Below are 17513 nucleotides of genomic sequence, written 5' to 3'. Positions count from 1 at the left end.
TCGGACCACGGGTTGGAGCTCTCCGTGAAAACGGGGGAACCTCAGAGAATGAATTTGACGACCTGCCCGCTACGGAGCGTTCATAGACCCGTGATCGGCTGCCTGGGTCACCGACGCATGCCCGCAACCCACAACGACCACCACCCGCCCGTCATCCGGTCGGGCGCAGCCCAAGTGCAGATAAGCCCGAATGAAAAAGGACCGCAACAACCTCATGAACAAGAAACCAGCGAACGTCACACCGCTGCACTCACAACGTGGTGCGACCACTGTGCCATGTGGCCACGGAATGAATGCGTCACCCTCGCAGGGGAATACGGCAGGGGGCAACCGGTTAAAGGACTACATCGCGGAGGACGGAACGCTCACTGTAGCGGTACCGGCCGACGCTCCCATACTGTCCACGGCTGTCGCGCAGCTGCTAGTGCGACTAATCCGCAACGTCGCGTCCGAAGTCGACCTTCGGGACGAATGCAATTCCGACAGCGATGACAACACGATGAAGCGAGCAGCATGACAAAGCGTTTCGCATTCCTTGGCCGCGTGTCCACCGAGGATCAACAAGACCCCACAGCTTCGCGGAACTGGCAGATCACTCGGGCCAGAACCTTGATCGAACCTCACGGGAAGATCGTCGCGGAGTACTTCGATGTCGGCCAGTCACGCTCCATTCCCTGGAAGCGTCGCCCCAAAGCGTCCGAACTACTCGAGTGCCTCAAAATTACCGACAGAGGGTTCGATGCGGTCGTGATCGGGGAACCGCAGCGCGCCTTCTACGGCAACCAATTCGGGCTCACCTTCCCGGTATTCATCCACTACGGAATCGAGTTGTGGGTACCTGAAGTCGGGGGTCCGATCGATCCGGAATCCGAGGCCCATGACCTGATCATGTCGGTCTTCGGTGGCATGTCCAAAGGCGAACGTAACCGGATCAAGATCCGGGTCCGTGCCGCGATGACTGCCCAAGCTCGGGTCGAAGGCCGCTATCTCGGCGGGCGTCCGCCCTACGGGTACCGCTTGGCAGACGCCGGACCGCACCCGAACCCAGGCAAGGCCGCAGAGGGGCGCCGCCTCCACCGCCTTGAAGTGGATCCTCGGACCGCTCCGGTCGTGGAGCGAATCTATAAGGACTATTTGTCCGGGTTAGGCATCTTCGTCATCGCACAGCGACTGACTGCTGACGGGATCCCCTGCCCCTCCGCTTACGACCGAGCACGAAACTCTCATCGGTCTGGCGTCGCCTGGTCCAAGAGTGCGGTTCGGTCGATCTTGGGCAATCCTCGCTACACCGGCTACGAGGTGTGGAACAAGCAGCGCAAGCAGGAGTCGCTGATCGATGTGGAGGACGTGGCACTCGGTCACCACACCCGGCTGTCATGGAACCCCAAATCCGAGTGGGTGTACTCCGAGCAGCCCGTTCACGACGCGATCATCAGCAAAGCGACCTTCGATCAGGTACAGGCGCGCTTCGCCTCGCGAAGTCCCCGATCGTCACGTCCGCTGACCCGTAGGACCCACCCATACGCGTTCAAGGGACTCATCACACACCACAGTTGCGGGCGCAAGATGCAGGGCAACTGGTTTCACGACGCGGCGGTCTACCGCTGCCGCTATCCCCGCGAATACGCTGTCGCGAATCGTCTCGAACACCCGACGAACGTCTTCCTAAAGGAGCACCTCCTCATTGGCCCCCTGGAAAAGTGGCTCGCCGAGATCTTCGCCCCCGAACGCGTCGAACACACCCTAACGCAGCTCGAGATCGCACAACCAGCTCCCGGGGTTGCAACGCACCCGCTGCGCCAAGCCATCGCCGAATGCGACCGGAGACTGGCGCGCCACCGCGCCGCCCTAGAAGCCGGGGCCGACCCGGCGATGGTAGCTGCGTGGAGTAGCGAGGTGTATCGCGAGCGAACGCATCTGGCTTCCCAGCTGGCTACGACACCCGCCCCAGTCGCTGTCTCGCCACTCAGCCGGGCGGAGATCCGCCGAATCGTGGACGAGCTGGGTGGGATGCTAGCGGTGCTACGGGCTGCCGAACCCGGGGACAAGCTTGAGGTCTACCGAGAACTTGGATTGGAACTGACCTATGATCACGAGAATTCTGTAGTCACAGCTGGGTTCAATCCTCAACCCAGTGTTGGCGTACTTACTGTGTCCGGAGGGGGACTTGAACCCCCACGCCCTAATACGGGCACTAGCACCTCAAGCTAGCGCGTCTGCCATTCCGCCACCCGGACTTGCTGGTGTGCCAAAAGATTATCCGACGCGGTGTCGGAAACCAAATCGCCTAGGTGACCTGCTGTTTTGCCCACTCGGCCCACTCCCGGTTCATGCGGTAGAAGCGCTTGCCCCACTCGAGGGCGATGTGGCCGTTGGTGGAGAAGGGGTTGGCGGTCCAGTCGATGGCGGATTCCAGGGTGAGGAGTTCGGCGAGGGCGGCGGCGGAGCGGGACTCGAGGGTGGTGAGGTAGGTGATCGCTTCGGCGGGGGTGAGGGCGTCGAGGAAGAAGACGCGCAGGAGGGTTTCGTTGCGGGTGATCGGTTTGGGGGCGACCTCGGTGAGCCAGTGGCGGAGGTCGGCGAGGCCGGCGGGGGTGATCGTGTATTCCTTGCGGCCGCGGGGGCCCTCGTCGGAGACGGTGATCTCTCCGGCGTCGGCGAGCTTGGTGAGTTCGGTGTAGATCTGACTCTGAGTGGCGGGCCAGACGTTGGCGAGGGATTCCTTGAAGCGGTGGATCAGGTCGTAGCCGCTGGCGGGGCGGTCGGCGAGCAGGCCGAGCAGGGCGTGACGGAGGCTCATGTCCATCATCTTACCTTCCACTCTTGACATGTCTGAACAAGAACATCTAATTTCGACCTGTCTGAATTGGAATGTCGCGTCTACCGCGTACTCAGGGAGCCACCATGTCCTACCTGCGCACCTTCGCCCCGTGGATCGTCTACGCGCTCGTTCCCGGCCAGTACTGGGCGTGGGCGGCGCTCGTCGCCGCAGCCCTGGCGCTCGCCGAGGTGGTGGGCCGCAGGCGGAGCGGGGCCGGGTTCGACGCGCTGATCATCGAGGTCGGGACGCTGGCGTTCTTCGTGGGGCTGACCGTGCTGGCGTTCGGCGACCCCGACACCGGACTGCACGCCTACTCCCCCGCGCTCTCGCACACCGCGCTGGCACTGATCGCTGGTGTCTCGCTCGCGGTCGGGATGCCGTTCACCCTCGGGATCGCGAAACAGACCACCCCGCAGGAGGTCTGGGAGGAGCCGCTGTTCGTGCGGACCGGGTATGTGCTGACCGCGGTGTGGACGGCGAGCTTCGCGGTCGGTGCGGTGCTGCTGGCGCTGCTCGCGCACGCCGACACCTGGCCCCGCACACTCGCGCACGCGCTGACGTTCGCGGTGCCGATGGTGTTCACCGTGCGCTACGTCGCCTACATCCAGGCCAAGGCGGCCGCGTTCGACGCCGTGTGAGCCGATCAGGGCTGTCTGGCAATGGTTTCCACGTGGGGCTCGGACGTCGGCGGACGTCCGGGCCTCACGCCGTCGGCGGAGCCAGCGGATGAGGGCGGCGGGCGGAGTTTCGGTGGCCCAGGCGACGATGCCGTCGGGGCGGGCCGGCAAGCCGGTTCCCGGCGTGGGATCGACCGGTGCGGCCGTGACCGCGGGGAGGCGGTCCGTCCACGGCGCTGCGGCGACTCGGAGGGCGACGGAGTCGGCCGGGTCGAACAGGACGGCGCGGCGCGACGTGAAGAAGCCGGGGCCGTGTCGGTGCCGTCGGCCGGGTCGAGAAACGACGCCGAGGAGGTGGTGACCCGCGCCGAGGTCGTAGCACCGGCGGACGCCGGCGATGGATTCGAACATCGTGGTGGCGTCGTCGGCGGTTGCCATGGGTTCGCCGACGACCTCGCACAGGGCGCGGGTGCCCGGTTCAAGACGCATGACGACGATCTGCGCACGGGCCCAGGCGCCGATCGGACGACCCCAGGCGGCGGGACAGGTCCGCCGGGTGCCGCGGCAGAATGCTGGGCGACCCGGACCTCCACGGCCTTCGCGCGACTCAGCGGGCGCGCGCGGGTTCCTCGACGACGGTGGGCTCCGTCGCCTTCGTGGCGGCGGTGTGACGGCCGGTGACCAGGAACAGCACGACGAGGCCGACCGCAAGCCACACATAGGTGTCACCGACGACGTGCTGCCACCACGCCCACGAGGTCTCGCGGTGTTCGCCGTCGGGCAGGAAGCTGTGCGGCGCGATGACGAACACCGCGGCCACCACGACGGCCGTGGCGTACCAGCCGCCTGCGCTGGCGATCGGCAGAGTGCGCGCGTGGCAGACGATGGCCAGCAACGCGGGCGCGATCCACACCCAGTGGTGCGACCACGAGATCGGCGAGAGCAGCAGTGTGAAAACCGCGTTGAGGGCCAGCGCGATCGCGGGGGCGTCGGCGGCCTTGCGCATGGCGGCGACGACGAGGACCAGCAGCAGGCCACCCAGGACCAGCCAGAGCGCGTCGAACGGCAGCCCGGTGACGTGCAGGCGAGCCAGCACGGCCTGGATGGACTGGTTGGTGTGGAACGCCGAGCCGCTCAGGCCAGAGACGTTGCCGAGGCCGCCGAACCAGTAGCGGGTGGATTCACCGGGCAGCAGCGCGAACGAGGCGATGGTGGCGACGGCGCCGGTGGCGGCGGCGGTGGCCGCGGCCTTGTAGTCCTTGCGGACCAGGAAGAACAGCACGAACGCGGCGGGCGTCAGCTTGATGGCGGCGGCCAGGCCGATCAGCATGCCGCGCGGATAGCGGGTCTTGGGCAACAGGCAGTCGGTGGCGACGAGCACCATCAGCAGCAAGTTGACCTGACCGAAGTCGATCGTCGAGCGCACCGGTTCCAGCAGCATCGCGGCGGGCAGCGCGCACGCGGTCACCAGCAGCGCGGCCTGACGGTTGTCGCGGTGGTAGCGGCGGGCGACGAGGAACAGCGTCCAGCCGAGCGCGGCGACCGAGGCCACCACATAGAGGATCTTCGCCGCGCCCCAGGGCAGCAGCGCGAAGGGCGCGAGCGCGATGGCGGCGAACGGTGGGTAGATGAACGGCAGACCGATCCCGATGGAGGTCTTGGGCAGCTGGCCGTACATGTCGGCGCCGTCGCGCATGGCCTCGATGCCGAGGCGGTACACCTGCAAGTCGATGAAACCGCCGGAGTACTGCTCGAACGGCCAGAGTGGTATGCGCACGCACGCGATCGAGACCACGGTGAGCAACACCGGCACCAGCCACCATGCTCGATTGATCGGGCGTGGGGAAGGCTGCTGCGCAGGGTGGGTGGTGTCACTACTCATCCGCGGCGACTATACCGACTCGCGGGCCGCACCGCGCCATCGCCCGTCGGCGGTGGTGACCCGCGCAATAGCCAGCGGGATGCCCGATCGGGCTGGTCGGAGCGATTCCGGCGCCGACGGCGGGGTGCGTTCAGTCGCCCCGGTTGTAGCGGGTGAGCAGGGTCGCCAGGGCCGTGACGTCCGCGTCGGTCCAGTCGGCGAAACGCTCGGTGAAGGCCTCGCGGCGGCGGCGCTCGGCCTCGCGCGCGACGATCCGGCCGGACTCGGTGGCGTGCAGGAGGTGATTGCGCCGGTTGCCGGAGTCGACCTCGCGGGTGAGGTAGCCGAGCCGCTCGAGCGCGCCGACCTGCCTGCTGACGGTCGACTTGTCGAGCAGGAACTGTTCGGCCAGATCGGTGGCCTGACACCCGCCACGCTCCAGGATCAGATCGAGGATGCTGTAGGCGACCAGACTCAGTTCGGGGTGCAGCTCGGCGGCGCGGCCACGCGCGCGGCGGGCGAAGGCGGTGAGCTCGCGCTGGATGGCGTCCACGGCGGCGGTTCTTGTGTCGGGCGCATTCATAGTTGTATGCTACAACAATCATAGTTGCATTTACCAACTGTTTGGAGATCTCCGTCGATGACCACCACCCAGCTCCGGCATGTCGCCGGACATCTGCTGACTCCGTTGCTGATGTGCCTCGGTATGGCGTTCGCGTATCTCGGCGCGTTCCACCAGCCGACGCCGAACCATCTCGAACTGGCCGTGGTCGGCGAGTCACCGCAGGCGATGGTGCTGGCGCAGACGATGAAGGACAAGGCGGGTGACGGCGTCGACATCATCACCGTGCCCACCCGGGACGCGGCGATCGAGGCGCTGGGCAATCGCGACCTCACCGGCGCCTACGTGCCCGACGAGCGGCGTCCGGAACTGCTCGTCGCCACGGCAGGCTCCGACACCACCGCGATGGCCGCCGAGGTGGCATTCCGGCGGGTGTCCGATCATCAGGGCGTGCCGCTGGTCGTCACCGATGTGACCGCGAAGGCCGACGGCGATCCGACCGGGCAGGGCCTGTTCTTCCTGCTGGTCGCGTTGAGCGTGGGCGCCTACGGCAGTGTCGCGGTGATCGGGGCGGCGGGCGCGATGCTGCGGATGCGGGTGCGCGCCGCGATCGGTGTGGTGACGGCGTTCGTGGTGAGCCTGATCGGGATTCTCGTCGCGGGCCCGGTGTTCGGGGTCGTCGACCACGACTACGCGGCGGTGTTCGGGGTCGCCTGGCTCTACAGCGCGGGGATCATCCTGATCGGGATCGGGTTGCACACCTTCCTGAAGCGCTGGACGACGCTCGCGCTCATCGCCCTGTTCGTGATGCTGAACTTCACCACCTCCGGCGGCGTCTACGGACCGCAGCTGCAGAACGGGTTCTTCGGTGCGCTGCACTCGTTCTGGAACGGCGCCGACTTCGTCGAGGGCCTCCGCACGCTGCTGTACTTCGACGCCGCCGCCGGGTTCGGGGCGCGTTTGCTCGGTCTGTTCGCGTGGCTCGCCGTCGGCGTCGTGCTCGTCGTGGTCGCGGGCCGCCACGAGGCGCGCATCGCGCCGAAGCCGGTCACGCCCGCGGCGATCGAGGAGGAGATCGGCGAATCGGTCGCTGTGTGACCCGCAGGCCGGGCACGCCCCGGCGAAAATCGTTGCCGAGACTTCGGATCCGACTCCGGACGCAGGTCAGCGAGTTCGCCGGGACGTTGCGCGGAAAGGGTCGCGGTATCTCGTAGACGCGAGTACGGTGTAGCGCGCAACCGCGGCCAGCGTCAGGCGCCGCATGGGGGTCGAACGCGGAAAGGGTGGGCTGCACCGATGAATCATCCCGGCGCGCGACCTTTCGGCGACCCGATTCCCCTCGAACAGCGCTACACCAGCGCCGACCCGATCGACTGGTGCGGCGCCGAGGTATATCCGATGTACGCCGAGGCGTTGCCGGCCGGAACGACGGCGGTGCGGTTGCGTGCGGTCTCGGTGCTGGCGCCGCCCGAGGTGACCGGGCTCGGCCTCGGCCTGACCGTGCAGGGCGGGTATGTGCACCTGAACGGGAAATCGTTGCAGGGCGTCGACATCTGGTACGACGCGCTCGCCGACGGCGTCGACATCACGGTCACCGTGGACGGGCCCGAGCCGCTGTTCACACTCACCCCGGTCTGGGTGGCCGGGTCGGGGAGCCAGCAGTCCTGGACCGGCAACTACGGCATGGTCATCGATCTGTTCCCGGGCGGCGCGTCCACGCTGTGGTGCAGCACCGGGCCCGGCACACCGGATTTCAACGAGCTCGTGGTGGAGCTGACCACCTTCCCGGCGCCGGACCCCGCGCCGTTCGTGGCACCGGCCTCCGCCCTCGCGCCGCCGTCGATCCGGGCCGCCACGGCACACACCCCGTTCGCGCCCGTCACCATGCCGCCGACTCCCGCCATCACGGCCGCGATGCTGGCGGCGGCCCTCCCAACAGCCGATCCCCTGGCGCCGTCGGTGTTCTCGCGAACTGAACCCCCGGCTTCCGCGTTGCCGACACTGTCGGCAAATCCGAACGCCAGGCCACCGGCAACCGGCGCGGAGCCGACAGCTGAACCGCCGGCATCGGCCACGGTCCCGACTACCAGGCCCCCAGCAGCTGTCGCGACGCCGACGCCCGAAGCGTTGGCACCCACCGCATTCCCGTTTGCGATGCCTCCGTCAGCAGCTGCGATGCCGACACCTGAGCCTCCTGCGCCCACCGCATTCCCGACCATGGGGCCCCCAGTGGCGGTTGCGGTGCCGACAGCTGAACCTTCGGAAGCGATCACGAGGCCGTCGACCAGTTCGCTGGCAGCGGCCTTCGCTCAGCTGGCTGCGCCTCCCCGGCAACCGATCTCAGGTCCACAGGAACCGGCATCGGCGGCAGCGGACGAGGTCGTTCCCGCCTCGGCGGTCCTGCCACCGGCGACCGGCATGCGACCGGCGGCCGATCCACCGACCGTCCTGCCGTCCGAACCGCCGATGTCGGCAGCGCGCGACTTCCGGTCAGCGGGCCACCCGGCTCCCCCGCCGCCGGAGATCCGACCGGATCGGGACGTCGAGTCGACACCGGTGATCGCGGCGCCGACCCTGCGCGCGCCGCAGACCTCGGGCGGGCAGAGCATCGGTCGTGCGCTCTATGACCTGGGGACCGCGATGAACGAACGCGGCGAACACGATTCGGCGCGCACACTGCTGACGCAGGCCGCCGAGGCCGGGCACAGTGCCGCCGCCTACGACCTGGGGGTGCTGCTGCTGCGCGACGGTGATCGCGCCGGGGCCGAACACTGGTGGAAGGCCGCGGCCCACGACGATCCGCGGGCCGCGGCCTCCCTCACCGAACTTCCGCGCTAACGCGCCTGGTCCGCCAGCACCGACACCACGTCCGGACCCGCCTCGCGCACCGGAGCCACCTCGCGGGACGCGATGTGCGCGGGCCGGTGCCGCGGCGCCGCGTACGGCTCGTCGAGCGCGTTGTCCACGCTGTTGAACACCAGGAAGATGTTCGAGCGTGGGAACGGCGTGATGTTGTTCGACGAACCGTGCATCAGGTTCGAATCGAACAGCAGGGCCGACCCGGCCCGCCCGGTGAACTGCGTGATGCCGTAGCGGGCGGCGAGGAAGGTGATGTCGTCGTTGGTCGGCACACCGATCCGCTGCTCCTGCAACGATTCCCGGTAGTGCCCCTCGGGCGTCTCCCCCAGGCACGGCACGAAGGTGCGGTGCGAGCCGGGCATGAGCATCAGGCTGCCGTTGAACGGGTAGTTGTCGGTCAGCGCGATCGACAGGCTCACTGCTCGCGGGGCGGGCATGCCGTCCTCGGCGTGCCAGGTCTCGAAATCGGAGTGCCAGGCGAACCCGCTGCCACCGAACCCGGGCATGTAGTTGACCCGGGTCTGATGCAGGTACACCGCCGAGCCGAGGATCTGCTCGGCGAGCCCGACGATCCGCGACTCGGCCACCAGCTCCGCGATCGGCTTGCTGAGCCGGTGCACCTGGAACACCGAACGCACCTGTCCGGCCACCGGCTCCACCACCACCCGGTCGTCGCCGTAGAGCACGGGATCGGCGGCGAGGTGGCCGATCTCCGCGCCGAACGCGGCGACTTCGTCGGGGCTGAGCAGGTCGGGGATCACCGCGTAACCGTTGGCGTCGAAACCTGCCAGCTCGGGCGAGGAGACCCGGCCCCACACTGTCGGATCGGAGCGTTCGATATGCGGGGCCGGTTCGATCAGCCGGGTCGGGTAGCGGTCGAGCCGATCAGACACGGGCATCCTCCTCCTCGACGATGAGCGGATACACCCCGTTCTCGTCGTGTATCTCGCGGCCGGTGACGGGCGGGTTGAACACACACAGCATCCGGAGCCGGGTCCGGGCGTTGACCTGATGACGTTCGTTGCCGTCGAGCAGGTACATCGACCCGGGGCCGAGCTGGTAGACGGCTTCGTTGTCGAGGTCGAGCAGGCTGCCCTCACCCTCGATCAGCCAGACCGCCTCGACATGGTTCTGGTAGTGGAACTCGTGGACGGTGCCCGCCTCGATGGTGGTCTCGTGGAAGGAGAAACCGACCCGGTCCCCGGCCAGCACGATGCGCTTGCTGCGCCAGCCGGGGCCTGCCACGTCGCGTTCGGTGCCGGTGATCTCGGCAGTGGTGCGCACGATCATGCGGCACCTCCACACACGGTGTCGATCGAGGACGACAGGACCGACAGGCCACGGGCGAGTTCGTCGCTGCCGAGTGTCAACGGCGGCAACAGTTTCACCACCTCGTCCATCGAGCCGGAGGTCTCCACCAGCAGGCCCTGCTCGAAGGCGGTGCGGCAGACCTTGCCCGCCTGCGACGGGTCGTCGAAGACGATGCCGTGCACCATGCCGCGACCACGGGTCGTGACGCCGTCGTAGCGATCGGCGATCGCGGACAGGGTGCGCCCGACGTATTCGCCGTTGGCGGCGGTGCGCTGGGCGAGCTTGTCGTCGCTCCAGTACTCGCGCAGCGCGGCCGTCGCGGTGACGAAGGCGGGGTTGTTGCCGCGGAAGGTGCCGTTGTGCTCACCCGGCGCCCACTGGTCGTGCTCGGGCTTGAGCAGCACCAGCGCCATCGGCAGGCCGTAGCCACCGATCGACTTGGACAGCGTGACGATGTCGGGGGTGATGCCGGCGATCTCGAAGGAGAAGAACGGACCGGTCCGGCCGCAGCCCATCTGCACGTCGTCGACGATCAGCAGGATGTCGCGCGCGGCGCACAGGCCGGCCAGGTGCCGCAGCCATTCCGCGCGGGCCAGGTTCACCCCGCCCTCACCCTGGACGGTCTCCACGATCACCGCGGCGGGGCGGTCGAAACCGGAGGAGCTGTCGTCGAGGACGCGCTGCATCCAGCCGAAGTCCTCGATGGTGTTGTCGAAGTAACCGTCGTAGGGCATCGGCGTGGCGTGCTCGAGCGGCACACCGGCGCCGGCGCGCTTGGCGGCGTTGCCGGTGACCGACAGCGCGCCCAGGGTCATGCCGTGGAAGGCGTTGGTGAAGCTGAGCACCGTCTTGCGCCCGGTCACCTTGCGGGCCAGCTTCAGCGCGGCTTCGACGGCATTGGCGCCGGTCGGGCCGGGGAACTGCACCTTGTAGTCGAGGCCGCGCGGCGACAGCAGCGTGTCGCGGATGGTCTCGAGCAGCTCGCGTTTGGCCACGGTGGACATGTCCAGGCCGTGGGTGATGCCGTTGCTCGCGATGTAGTCCAGCAACGCCCGCTTGAGCACCGGGTTGTTGTGGCCGTAATTCAGCGCGCCCGCGCCGGCGAAGAAGTCGAGGTACTCGCGTCCTTCCTCGTCGCGCAGCCATGCGCCCTCGGCGGTGGCGAAGACAGCGGGCCAGTCACGGCAGTATCCACGCACATTCGATTCCATCGCTTCGAAGATGCTGGTGTCGGTGGTCGTGATCATCGTCGTTCCTCCTGGCGCTGAGCGGGTGCGATGACGTACAGCTGCTCGGCCTCGTGTGAATCGGGGAAATCGTGCGTTTCGAACAGAGCGACGGTGCGTAGACCCGCACCGCGCTCGCGGGCCACCGCGGCGAACAGCGCCTGGGAGGCGGTGTTGCCGGGTGAGATCGTGGTTTCCAGGGTGGTGATGCCGGCGGGGGCCACCGAATCCAGCAGCGCGTGCAGGATCCGGGCGGCCAGGCCGCGGCCGCGGAACTCGGCGTCGACGGCGATCTGCCAGACGAACACGGTGTCCGGCGCTTCCGGGCGGACGTAACCGATGACGAATCCCACCGCCCGGCCGTCGCTTTCGGCGACCAGCGAGGTGGCGGCGAAATCGCGACACCACAGCAGGTAGGCGTAGCTGGAGTTGACATCGAGCACCTGCGAGTCGCGGGCGATCCGCCACAGCTGGGCTCCGTCACCCAGCCGCGGTGGGCGCAGTCTCGGTTCGGAACCGAGAACCGCAGGGGCGGAAGCGGATTCGATGGACACGGTGGACGAAGGCATATCTCTACAGTGTCGAACCGACTTTGCGGTCTCTGTGTCGAGCTCTTTGCAGTTGTATGACGAGTCTTTTACTACGCTTGCGGATCGAGCCGATAGCCCAGGCCGCGCACCGTGACCACGATGCGCGGGTCGGACGGGTCGCGTTCGATCTTGGTGCGCAACCGGCGCACGTGTACGTCGACGATCCGCTCGTCGCCGAAAAAGCCCTGGTCCCAGACTCTTTCGAGTAGGACGGCACGACTGAGCACCCGGCCCGGGGTCTCGGCGAGTTCGCACAGCAGGCGGAACTCGGTGACCGTGAGGTGGATCTCCTCGTCGCCGCGGCGGACCGCACCCGCGTCGGTGGCCAGCACCAGCGGCGCCACCGGGTCGGCGTCGAGGACGGACTCGGGCGTGACGTCGCGATCGGCGGTGATCCGGGCACGCCGGCGCAGCGCGCGCATCCGCGCGGTGATCTCCTTGATCTCGAACGGTTTGCTGACGAAATCGTCGGCGCCCGCCTCGAGGGCCGCGACGACATCGTGGGTGTCGTAGCGGGTGCTGATCACGATGATCGGCACGTCGTGGTCGCGGCGGATCTCCCGGATGCAGTCGAAGCCGTCGGTCTCCCCGCGCATGAGGTCGACGATCATCAGGTCGGGCGGTCCGTCGCTGCGGAGTTGGTCGAGAGCGTCCTCGGGGACACCCGCCTCGGCGACGGCGTATCCCTCGTCTTCCATCGCACGGCGCAGATCGCCGCGCATCTGGACGTCGTCGTCCACGATCATCAGGTTCGCACTCATGCCCGGACCTCGCTTTCGGCCGGTTCGGCCATGACCGCGTGGGTGGCCGCGTTCGGCCACCGTTCGCTGCGCTCGCTCATGTGCACATCCTTTGCTGACACGCCGGGACGTGCGCCGGATCACCTCGGGGAGTTCGCGTCCCCAGACCGACACGCCATCCCGTCTTCGAGCTCGTTACCGATCTGTTATTTACCCAGCCTCAGGGCTGCGTAAACCCGCCGTAACAATTCGCCCGGTCAGCAGGGGGTCCGGAGCGCCTTCGACGGTGCTGTGGCGATGGCATAGTCGAGGAGTGACACCGACCTATGACGACATCGAGGCCGCCGCCGCCAGGATCGACGGACTGGTCCGCCCGATCACCGTCGCACCGGCCGCTCCCGGCACCGATCCGCTGACCTTCGCACTGGAGTTCCTGCAGTTCACGGGCTCGTTCAAGGCGCGGGGCGCGCAGAATTTCGTGCGCGCGCACGCGGCCGCGGGAACGCTGCCCGCGGCCGGTGTGACGATCGCCTCCGGCGGCAACGCGGGGCTCGCCTGCGCGTGGGCCGCGCGCGAAGCGGGGGTGCCCGCGACGGTGTTCCTGCCCGACACCGCTCCCCCGGTCAAGATCCGGCGATTGCGTGACTACGGCGCCGAGGTACGACTGATCGGTCCGGAATACAAGCAGGCGCTGGCCGCGTGCCAGGAGTTCGCCGCGACCAGCGGCGCGCTGTCCTCGCACGCCTACGACCATCCGCTCATCGCGGCGGGGGCGGGCACGTTGCTGCGCGAAATCCACGCGCGCGTGCCCGATCTCGACACGGTGCTCGTCGCCGTCGGTGGAGGCGGGCTGTTCACCGGAACGGCCGTCGCCGCACAGCATCTCGGGATCCGCACGGTCGCGGTCGAGCCGGTGGGCTGCCGCTCGCTCGACGCGACGCTCGCGGCAGGCAGGCCGGTCGAGGTCACCGTCGACTCGGTGGCCGCCGATTCCCTGGGCGCGCCGAATGTCTCGGCCATGGCGCTGGCCGCCGCGCAACACGAGAGCGTGCGCTCGGTGCTGGTCGACGACGAGCTGATCCGGCGGGCGCGCAGGCAGCTCTGGGACGAGCACCGGATCGCGGTCGAATGGGGCGCGGCGACCGCGCTCGCCGCGCTGCTCGACGGTGGTGCCGGCGCGGCGTACCGGCCCGAACCCGGCGAGCGGGTCTGCGTCATCCTGTGCGGGGCCAATACCGACCCCAGCGATCTGGTGCGCTGAGCGAGGTCAGCGGCGCAGGGTCGTCGCCTGTTCGATCCGGGCCGGCCTGGCCGGGTGCGCATGGCGTCGAGACCTGCGACCAGGCCCTCGTCGACCCGGACCGCGACGACGGAATTGATCGTGCCGGTCCTACGTGCCCGGGCACGAGGTCGCCGCGTCCTGATCCCGGCGACATCGGTTCGCGCCCCGGATCATTCGATCCGGGGCGGCCGGTCAGCGGACCAGGGCGTTCTTGGCGGCGTAGCCGGACATGGCCGAGTTGAGGCCGCGCATGGCCAGGGTGTAGCCGTAGGGGACATAGCGCTGGCCCCAGTGCGCGAGCTGGATGTCGCGAGAGGTGTAGACCCAGTAGCGGTTGCGCTCCACGCCCTTCACCACGGCGGTGGCGGCCTGCTCGGGGGTCACCGCGTGGCGCAGGAACAGCCGCATCGCCTTCTGCAGTGCCGCGTTGTCGCGATCGACACCGGCGATGTCGACGCTGTCGACCATCGGGGTCGCCATCGCGCCGGGCAGCACCAGGCTGACACCGATCTTGTGCCTGCGCAGGTCGAACCGCAGTACCTCCGACACACCGCGCAGGCCGAACTTGGTGGCGCTGTAGGGCGCGTGCCAAGGCAGACCGAACAACCCGGCCGCCGAGGAGACGTTGACGAGGTGACCGCCGCGGCCCGCCGCGATCATCGGCGGCACGAACTCCTCGATGACGTGGATCGGGCCCATCAGATTGATGTCGACGGTGCGCCGCCACTGCTGGTGGGTGAGCTTGTCGACGGTGCCCCAGGTGGCGATGCCCGCCACGTTCATGACGATGTCGACCCGGCTGACCGCCTCGAAGGTGTGCGCGGCCAGACCGACCACGGCGGAATGATCGCTGACGTCGGCGGCGTGCGCGAGAGGCACCGTGGCGCCGGCCGCGCGCAGCTCGGCAGCGGTCTCGGCGAGCGCGTCGGCGGTGATATCGGTGAGCACGAGGGCAGCGCCTTTGGCGGCGGCCGCGAACGCGGTGGCGCGGCCGAGCCCGCTGGCGGCACCGGTGATCAGGCAGGTCTTCCCGTCGAACTTCGTCATGGTCCCGACCCTACGGTTCGGCGAACGGGTTCGTCTATGGTCCCGTGTCGATCACTATGGTGGTCCACCCGCCGACGTGGATCCGGCTGCCCGCGCGCAGCTCGACCGCGATCTGCGACGGGATCGGTTCCTCGGCGCCGTCGAGGCTGGTCCCGTTGGTGGAGCCGAGGTCGGTGACGGTGAGCCCACCGGCCGGGTCCGCCCGGATCAGCGCGTGCGCGCGCGACACCCCGAGATCGGCCGGGGCGATACCCAGGTCGATCTCGGGCACGATGCCCTGCGAGGTCGAGCGCTTGCCGATCAGGAATTGGTTGCCGTGCAGCGGGATCCGTCGTTCCGGATAGAAGTCGGGGAACGCGACGCGCTCGGCATCGGGCCCCTTGCGGGCCTGGACCCTGGTGTAGAACTCGCGGTCGGCGAAGACCCGCGCGACCCAGACCCGGGCCGGTGAGTCCGCGCGTGGCCCGTCCACGCGCACGAGCGTCGGGTCGGCGCGGCGGGGGTCGGGCTCGGGTCGCGCGGGCGCGGGCAGGGCCGAGTCGTACCCGCAGACCTCGCAGAACCGGCCACTGGTCGGCGTGGCGCAGGACGGGCACAGCCGCAGCTCGGCCGGATCCGATGCGCCGGTACCGGTCAGCGCCGAGCCGCACACATCGCAGTAGTCCAGGGAGCGCGACTGATGCCCGTCCGCGCAGATGGGCATGTCAGGAACCCTCCGGCCGGACCCGCGCGGTCTTGGTCGAGCGGATGTCGAGCGCGAGTTCGTCGGCGGCGGCGACCTGGCCGCGCAGCTTGACCGTGCCGTCGCGGTCGTCGACCTCCACCACGTTGCGCAGCAGCTTGGCGGTGGACTCGTGCCCGGAGGCCGCGGCCAGCTCCACCGCGCGCCGCAGTTTCGCGGTCGCGGTGGTCAGATCGCCGTTGCGGCGCGCGGCCAGCCCCTCCTGGACGGCCTGGGCCAGTTCGACCTGCCCGGTGTAATGGGCGACACGGGTGCTGATCCGGGTGGACAGGGTGGTGTCGGTGGTCCAGACCGCTCGCACCAGCCCCTGACCGAGCACCTCGTCACCGGCCAGCACGCTCAGGCGCGCGGCCAGTTTCTCGCGGCCGGGCGCGGCCGGTTCCAGCTCGATCTGCACGTGGTATTCCCGCTCCTCGGCGGCCCACGACGAGAGCGGGTACTCCCCCACCTGCGGGCCCGCGTCGGTACGGCGCGCGGTGAGGTCCTCGAGCACCGGCGCGACCTGCTTGACCATCCGCACCCGCGCGCCCGCCGGGGTCCACACCTTCAAGGTGAGCTCCGGGATGACCCGAGCCACCGAGGACTGCATCATCTTCGCGAAGTCGGCGGCCAGATCCTTCGGATCGGCGACCATGTCGGCGTCGCCGGACAGCTTCGAGGAGATCTTGTGCAGGTCGGCGGCCATCCAGTCGTCGCCGACGCCCCGGCAGTCACAGACGAAAAGGCCTTCGGCGCGATCGAGTTCGGTGGCCAGCTGCTCCGGCGTCTCGTGTTCGTTCTTGCCGTCGGTGAGCAGGATGGCGTGCGCCTGCGCGCCGGGATGCGCGGCGGCGACCTGACGGGCCAGCGCGAGCCAGGAACCCATGGCGGTGCCGCCGTCGGGGCGCAGCTTGTCCAGCGCGCGCCGGGCCGCGCCCCGATGGCCGTGATCCGCCGGCGCCGACAGGGCGCCGGTCGGGTAGATCATCCGCGCGGACTCGGTGCCCTCGATGATCGCGAACGCGGTGCCGTCGGGGATCTCGTCGAGCGCGGTGCGCGTGGCGGTGCGCGCGTTCTCGAATTTGCGCTTGTTGCCCATCGACCCCGAACAGTCGATGATCAGGATCTCCAGCCGGGGCGGCGGCGTGGCGACGGCGGCGAGTTCGGGGCCGGTGGCCACCGTCAGCACGGCGTCGACCACGCGCGTGCCCTCGGCGAGGAACTCGTTCTGGTCGACGGCGATCGATATTCCTGCGGTCTCGGCTGAGCTCATGACACTCCTGGATCGTGCGGAACGGCAGCGGGCGCGGGGACCGGGGCCAGCGCGACCGTGATGTTGTCGCTGCCGCCGCTGTTCAGCGCGAAGTCGGCCAGCGCGCGGGCCGCGGCCTGCGGTGAGGTCTCGACGGTGAACCCGGCGAGGGCGACGGCGTCGGGCAGGTAATTCCACAGACCGTCGCTGCACAGCAGCAGCGTGCCGGGTTCGGTGACGACCATGCTCTGCAGGCAGTTGGCCGACCACGGCGCTTCCCCGCCGTCGGCGCCGAGCCAGCGCAGCAGCGTGTGCGCGCGCGGGTCGTGCATGGCGGCTTCCTCGTCGAGGGCGCCCGCGTCGACGAGGGCCTGGGCCCAGGAGTCGTCGACGCTGAGCCTGCGCGAGGCGGTCGGGTCGCCCGCGGCGAGCCAGAAGGCCCGGCTGTCCCCGACATTGGCGACGGTGATCTCGGTGCCCTCGACGGTTTCGCGCACGATCGCCGACACGTAGGTGCACGAGGGCGCGTACTCGCTGCTGCGCGACATCCCCCGCACCGCTGCCGTCGCGGTCGCCAGGCCCGCCATCACGGCGTCGCGGGCGGAGCGGCCGTCGGCGAGCGCG

The 17513-nt window shown here is 68.9% G+C and carries 15 protein-coding genes, 1 tRNA gene and 2 pseudogenes; 5 read left to right on the top strand and 13 right to left on the bottom strand.

From position 1 onward, the window contains the following. Positions 1-513 precede the first annotated feature (513 nt). Positions 514-1467 (top strand): annotated as a pseudogene (locus V8688_RS26535) (recombinase family protein); the annotation flags it as partial. 685 nt (positions 1468-2152) lie between these two features. Here V8688_RS26535 and V8688_RS26530 read toward each other — a convergent pair. Next, a tRNA-Leu gene (locus tag V8688_RS26530) sits at positions 2153-2237 on the bottom strand. 50 nt (positions 2238-2287) lie between these two features. Beyond that, positions 2288-2800, bottom strand: coding sequence for a PadR family transcriptional regulator (locus tag V8688_RS26525; RefSeq protein WP_342801930.1), 513 nt, complete (start codon positions 2798-2800; stop codon positions 2288-2290). 104 nt (positions 2801-2904) lie between these two features. Between V8688_RS26525 and V8688_RS26520 the strand changes: the two genes are divergently transcribed. Next, positions 2905-3459, top strand: coding sequence for a hypothetical protein (locus V8688_RS26520; protein WP_342801929.1), 555 nt, complete (start codon positions 2905-2907; stop codon positions 3457-3459). Between the two features lie 586 nt (positions 3460-4045). Here the strand turns inward: V8688_RS26520 and V8688_RS26515 are convergent. After that, positions 4046-5320, bottom strand: coding sequence for a glycosyltransferase 87 family protein (locus V8688_RS26515; RefSeq protein ID WP_342801928.1), 1275 nt, complete (start codon positions 5318-5320; stop codon positions 4046-4048). A 130-nt stretch (positions 5321-5450) separates the two neighbouring features. Beyond that, complete coding sequence (locus V8688_RS26510) at positions 5451-5882, bottom strand: MarR family transcriptional regulator (RefSeq protein WP_342801927.1); 432 nt, start codon at positions 5880-5882, stop codon at positions 5451-5453. Positions 5883-5939: 57 nt separating this feature from the next. On the opposite strand from V8688_RS26510, the gene V8688_RS26505 reads away from it, so the two are divergent. Both V8688_RS26505 and V8688_RS26500 read left to right on the top strand, forming a co-directional pair. Beyond that, positions 5940-6959, top strand: a complete 1020-nt coding sequence (locus V8688_RS26505) for a hypothetical protein (RefSeq protein ID WP_342801926.1) — start codon at positions 5940-5942, stop codon at positions 6957-6959. Positions 6960-7157: 198 nt separating this feature from the next. Continuing rightward, a complete protein-coding gene (locus tag V8688_RS26500; protein WP_342801925.1) occupies positions 7158-8699 on the top strand; it encodes a hypothetical protein in 1542 nt (513 codons plus the stop codon). On the opposite strand, the gene thpD is transcribed toward V8688_RS26500, so the two are convergent. The 5 genes from thpD to V8688_RS26475 form a co-directional block, all read right to left on the bottom strand. Continuing rightward, the gene (gene thpD, locus V8688_RS26495; RefSeq protein ID WP_218716147.1) at positions 8696-9619 is read right to left on the bottom strand and encodes an ectoine hydroxylase; all 924 of its coding nucleotides are present in this window, start codon (positions 9617-9619) and stop codon (positions 8696-8698) included. The two genes, V8688_RS26500 and thpD, sit on opposite strands and share 4 nt — an antisense overlap. After that, positions 9606-10010, bottom strand: coding sequence for an ectoine synthase (locus tag V8688_RS26490; protein WP_218716146.1), 405 nt, complete (start codon positions 10008-10010; stop codon positions 9606-9608). The genes thpD and V8688_RS26490 overlap by 14 nt, the downstream gene beginning before the upstream one ends. After that, complete coding sequence (ectB, locus tag V8688_RS26485) at positions 10007-11275, bottom strand: diaminobutyrate--2-oxoglutarate transaminase (RefSeq protein WP_218716156.1); 1269 nt, start codon at positions 11273-11275, stop codon at positions 10007-10009. Before ectB ends, V8688_RS26490 begins: the two co-directional genes overlap by 4 nt. Further along, positions 11275-11826, bottom strand: a complete 552-nt coding sequence (gene ectA, locus V8688_RS26480; protein WP_316575096.1) for a diaminobutyrate acetyltransferase — start codon at positions 11824-11826, stop codon at positions 11275-11277. Before ectA ends, ectB begins: the two co-directional genes overlap by 1 nt. Before the next feature lie 71 nt (positions 11827-11897). Next, positions 11898-12608 carry a response regulator transcription factor gene (locus V8688_RS26475; protein WP_218716145.1) on the bottom strand — a complete coding sequence of 237 codons (711 nt, stop codon included), beginning with the start codon at positions 12606-12608 and terminating at the stop codon, positions 11898-11900. A 292-nt stretch (positions 12609-12900) separates the two neighbouring features. Here V8688_RS26475 and V8688_RS26470 point away from each other — a divergent pair, with 292 nt between their 5' ends. Beyond that, complete coding sequence (locus tag V8688_RS26470) at positions 12901-13848, top strand: threonine/serine dehydratase (protein WP_342801924.1); 948 nt, start codon at positions 12901-12903, stop codon at positions 13846-13848. 213 nt (positions 13849-14061) lie between these two features. On the opposite strand, the gene V8688_RS26465 is transcribed toward V8688_RS26470, so the two are convergent. The 4 genes and pseudogenes from V8688_RS26465 to V8688_RS26450 all read right to left on the bottom strand — a co-directional run. Next, complete coding sequence (locus tag V8688_RS26465; protein WP_218716143.1) at positions 14062-14916, bottom strand: SDR family oxidoreductase; 855 nt, start codon at positions 14914-14916, stop codon at positions 14062-14064. A 34-nt stretch (positions 14917-14950) separates the two neighbouring features. After that, on the bottom strand, positions 14951-15619 hold the full coding sequence (locus V8688_RS26460) for an FHA domain-containing protein (protein ID WP_316575097.1): 669 nt from the start codon (positions 15617-15619) through the stop codon (positions 14951-14953). Between the two features lies 1 nt (position 15620). Then, positions 15621-16910: a VWA domain-containing protein gene (locus V8688_RS26455; protein ID WP_316575098.1), complete on the bottom strand. Its 1290-nt coding sequence runs from the start codon at positions 16908-16910 to the stop codon at positions 15621-15623. Beyond that, positions 16907-17513: pseudogene (locus V8688_RS26450) on the bottom strand (phosphatase); the annotation flags it as partial. The gene V8688_RS26455 and the pseudogene V8688_RS26450, both read right to left, overlap by 4 nt.

The organism is Nocardia sp. No.11 (assembly GCF_038752175.1).
Classification (GTDB): domain Bacteria; phylum Actinomycetota; class Actinomycetes; order Mycobacteriales; family Mycobacteriaceae; genus Nocardia; species Nocardia canadensis.
This window is presented reverse-complemented; position numbering and strand designations above follow the sequence as displayed.

Coding starts and splice junctions, on each gene's coding strand:
- V8688_RS26525 (WP_342801930.1), bottom strand. CDS start 2,800: ATGAGCCTCCGTCACGCCCTGCTCGGCCTGCTCGCCGACCGCCCCGCC.
- V8688_RS26520 (WP_342801929.1), top strand. CDS start 2,905: ATGTCCTACCTGCGCACCTTCGCCCCGTGGATCGTCTACGCGCTCGTT.
- V8688_RS26515 (WP_342801928.1), bottom strand. CDS start 5,320: ATGAGTAGTGACACCACCCACCCTGCGCAGCAGCCTTCCCCACGCCCG.
- V8688_RS26510 (WP_342801927.1), bottom strand. CDS start 5,882: ATGAATGCGCCCGACACAAGAACCGCCGCCGTGGACGCCATCCAGCGC.
- V8688_RS26505 (WP_342801926.1), top strand. CDS start 5,940: ATGACCACCACCCAGCTCCGGCATGTCGCCGGACATCTGCTGACTCCG.
- V8688_RS26500 (WP_342801925.1), top strand. CDS start 7,158: ATGAATCATCCCGGCGCGCGACCTTTCGGCGACCCGATTCCCCTCGAA.
- thpD (WP_218716147.1), bottom strand. CDS start 9,619: ATGCCCGTGTCTGATCGGCTCGACCGCTACCCGACCCGGCTGATCGAA.
- V8688_RS26490 (WP_218716146.1), bottom strand. CDS start 10,010: ATGATCGTGCGCACCACTGCCGAGATCACCGGCACCGAACGCGACGTG.
- ectA (WP_316575096.1), bottom strand. CDS start 11,826: ATGCCTTCGTCCACCGTGTCCATCGAATCCGCTTCCGCCCCTGCGGTT.
- V8688_RS26475 (WP_218716145.1), bottom strand. CDS start 12,608: ATGAGTGCGAACCTGATGATCGTGGACGACGACGTCCAGATGCGCGGC.
- V8688_RS26465 (WP_218716143.1), bottom strand. CDS start 14,916: ATGACGAAGTTCGACGGGAAGACCTGCCTGATCACCGGTGCCGCCAGC.
- V8688_RS26460 (WP_316575097.1), bottom strand. CDS start 15,619: ATGCCCATCTGCGCGGACGGGCATCAGTCGCGCTCCCTGGACTACTGC.
- V8688_RS26455 (WP_316575098.1), bottom strand. CDS start 16,910: ATGAGCTCAGCCGAGACCGCAGGAATATCGATCGCCGTCGACCAGAAC.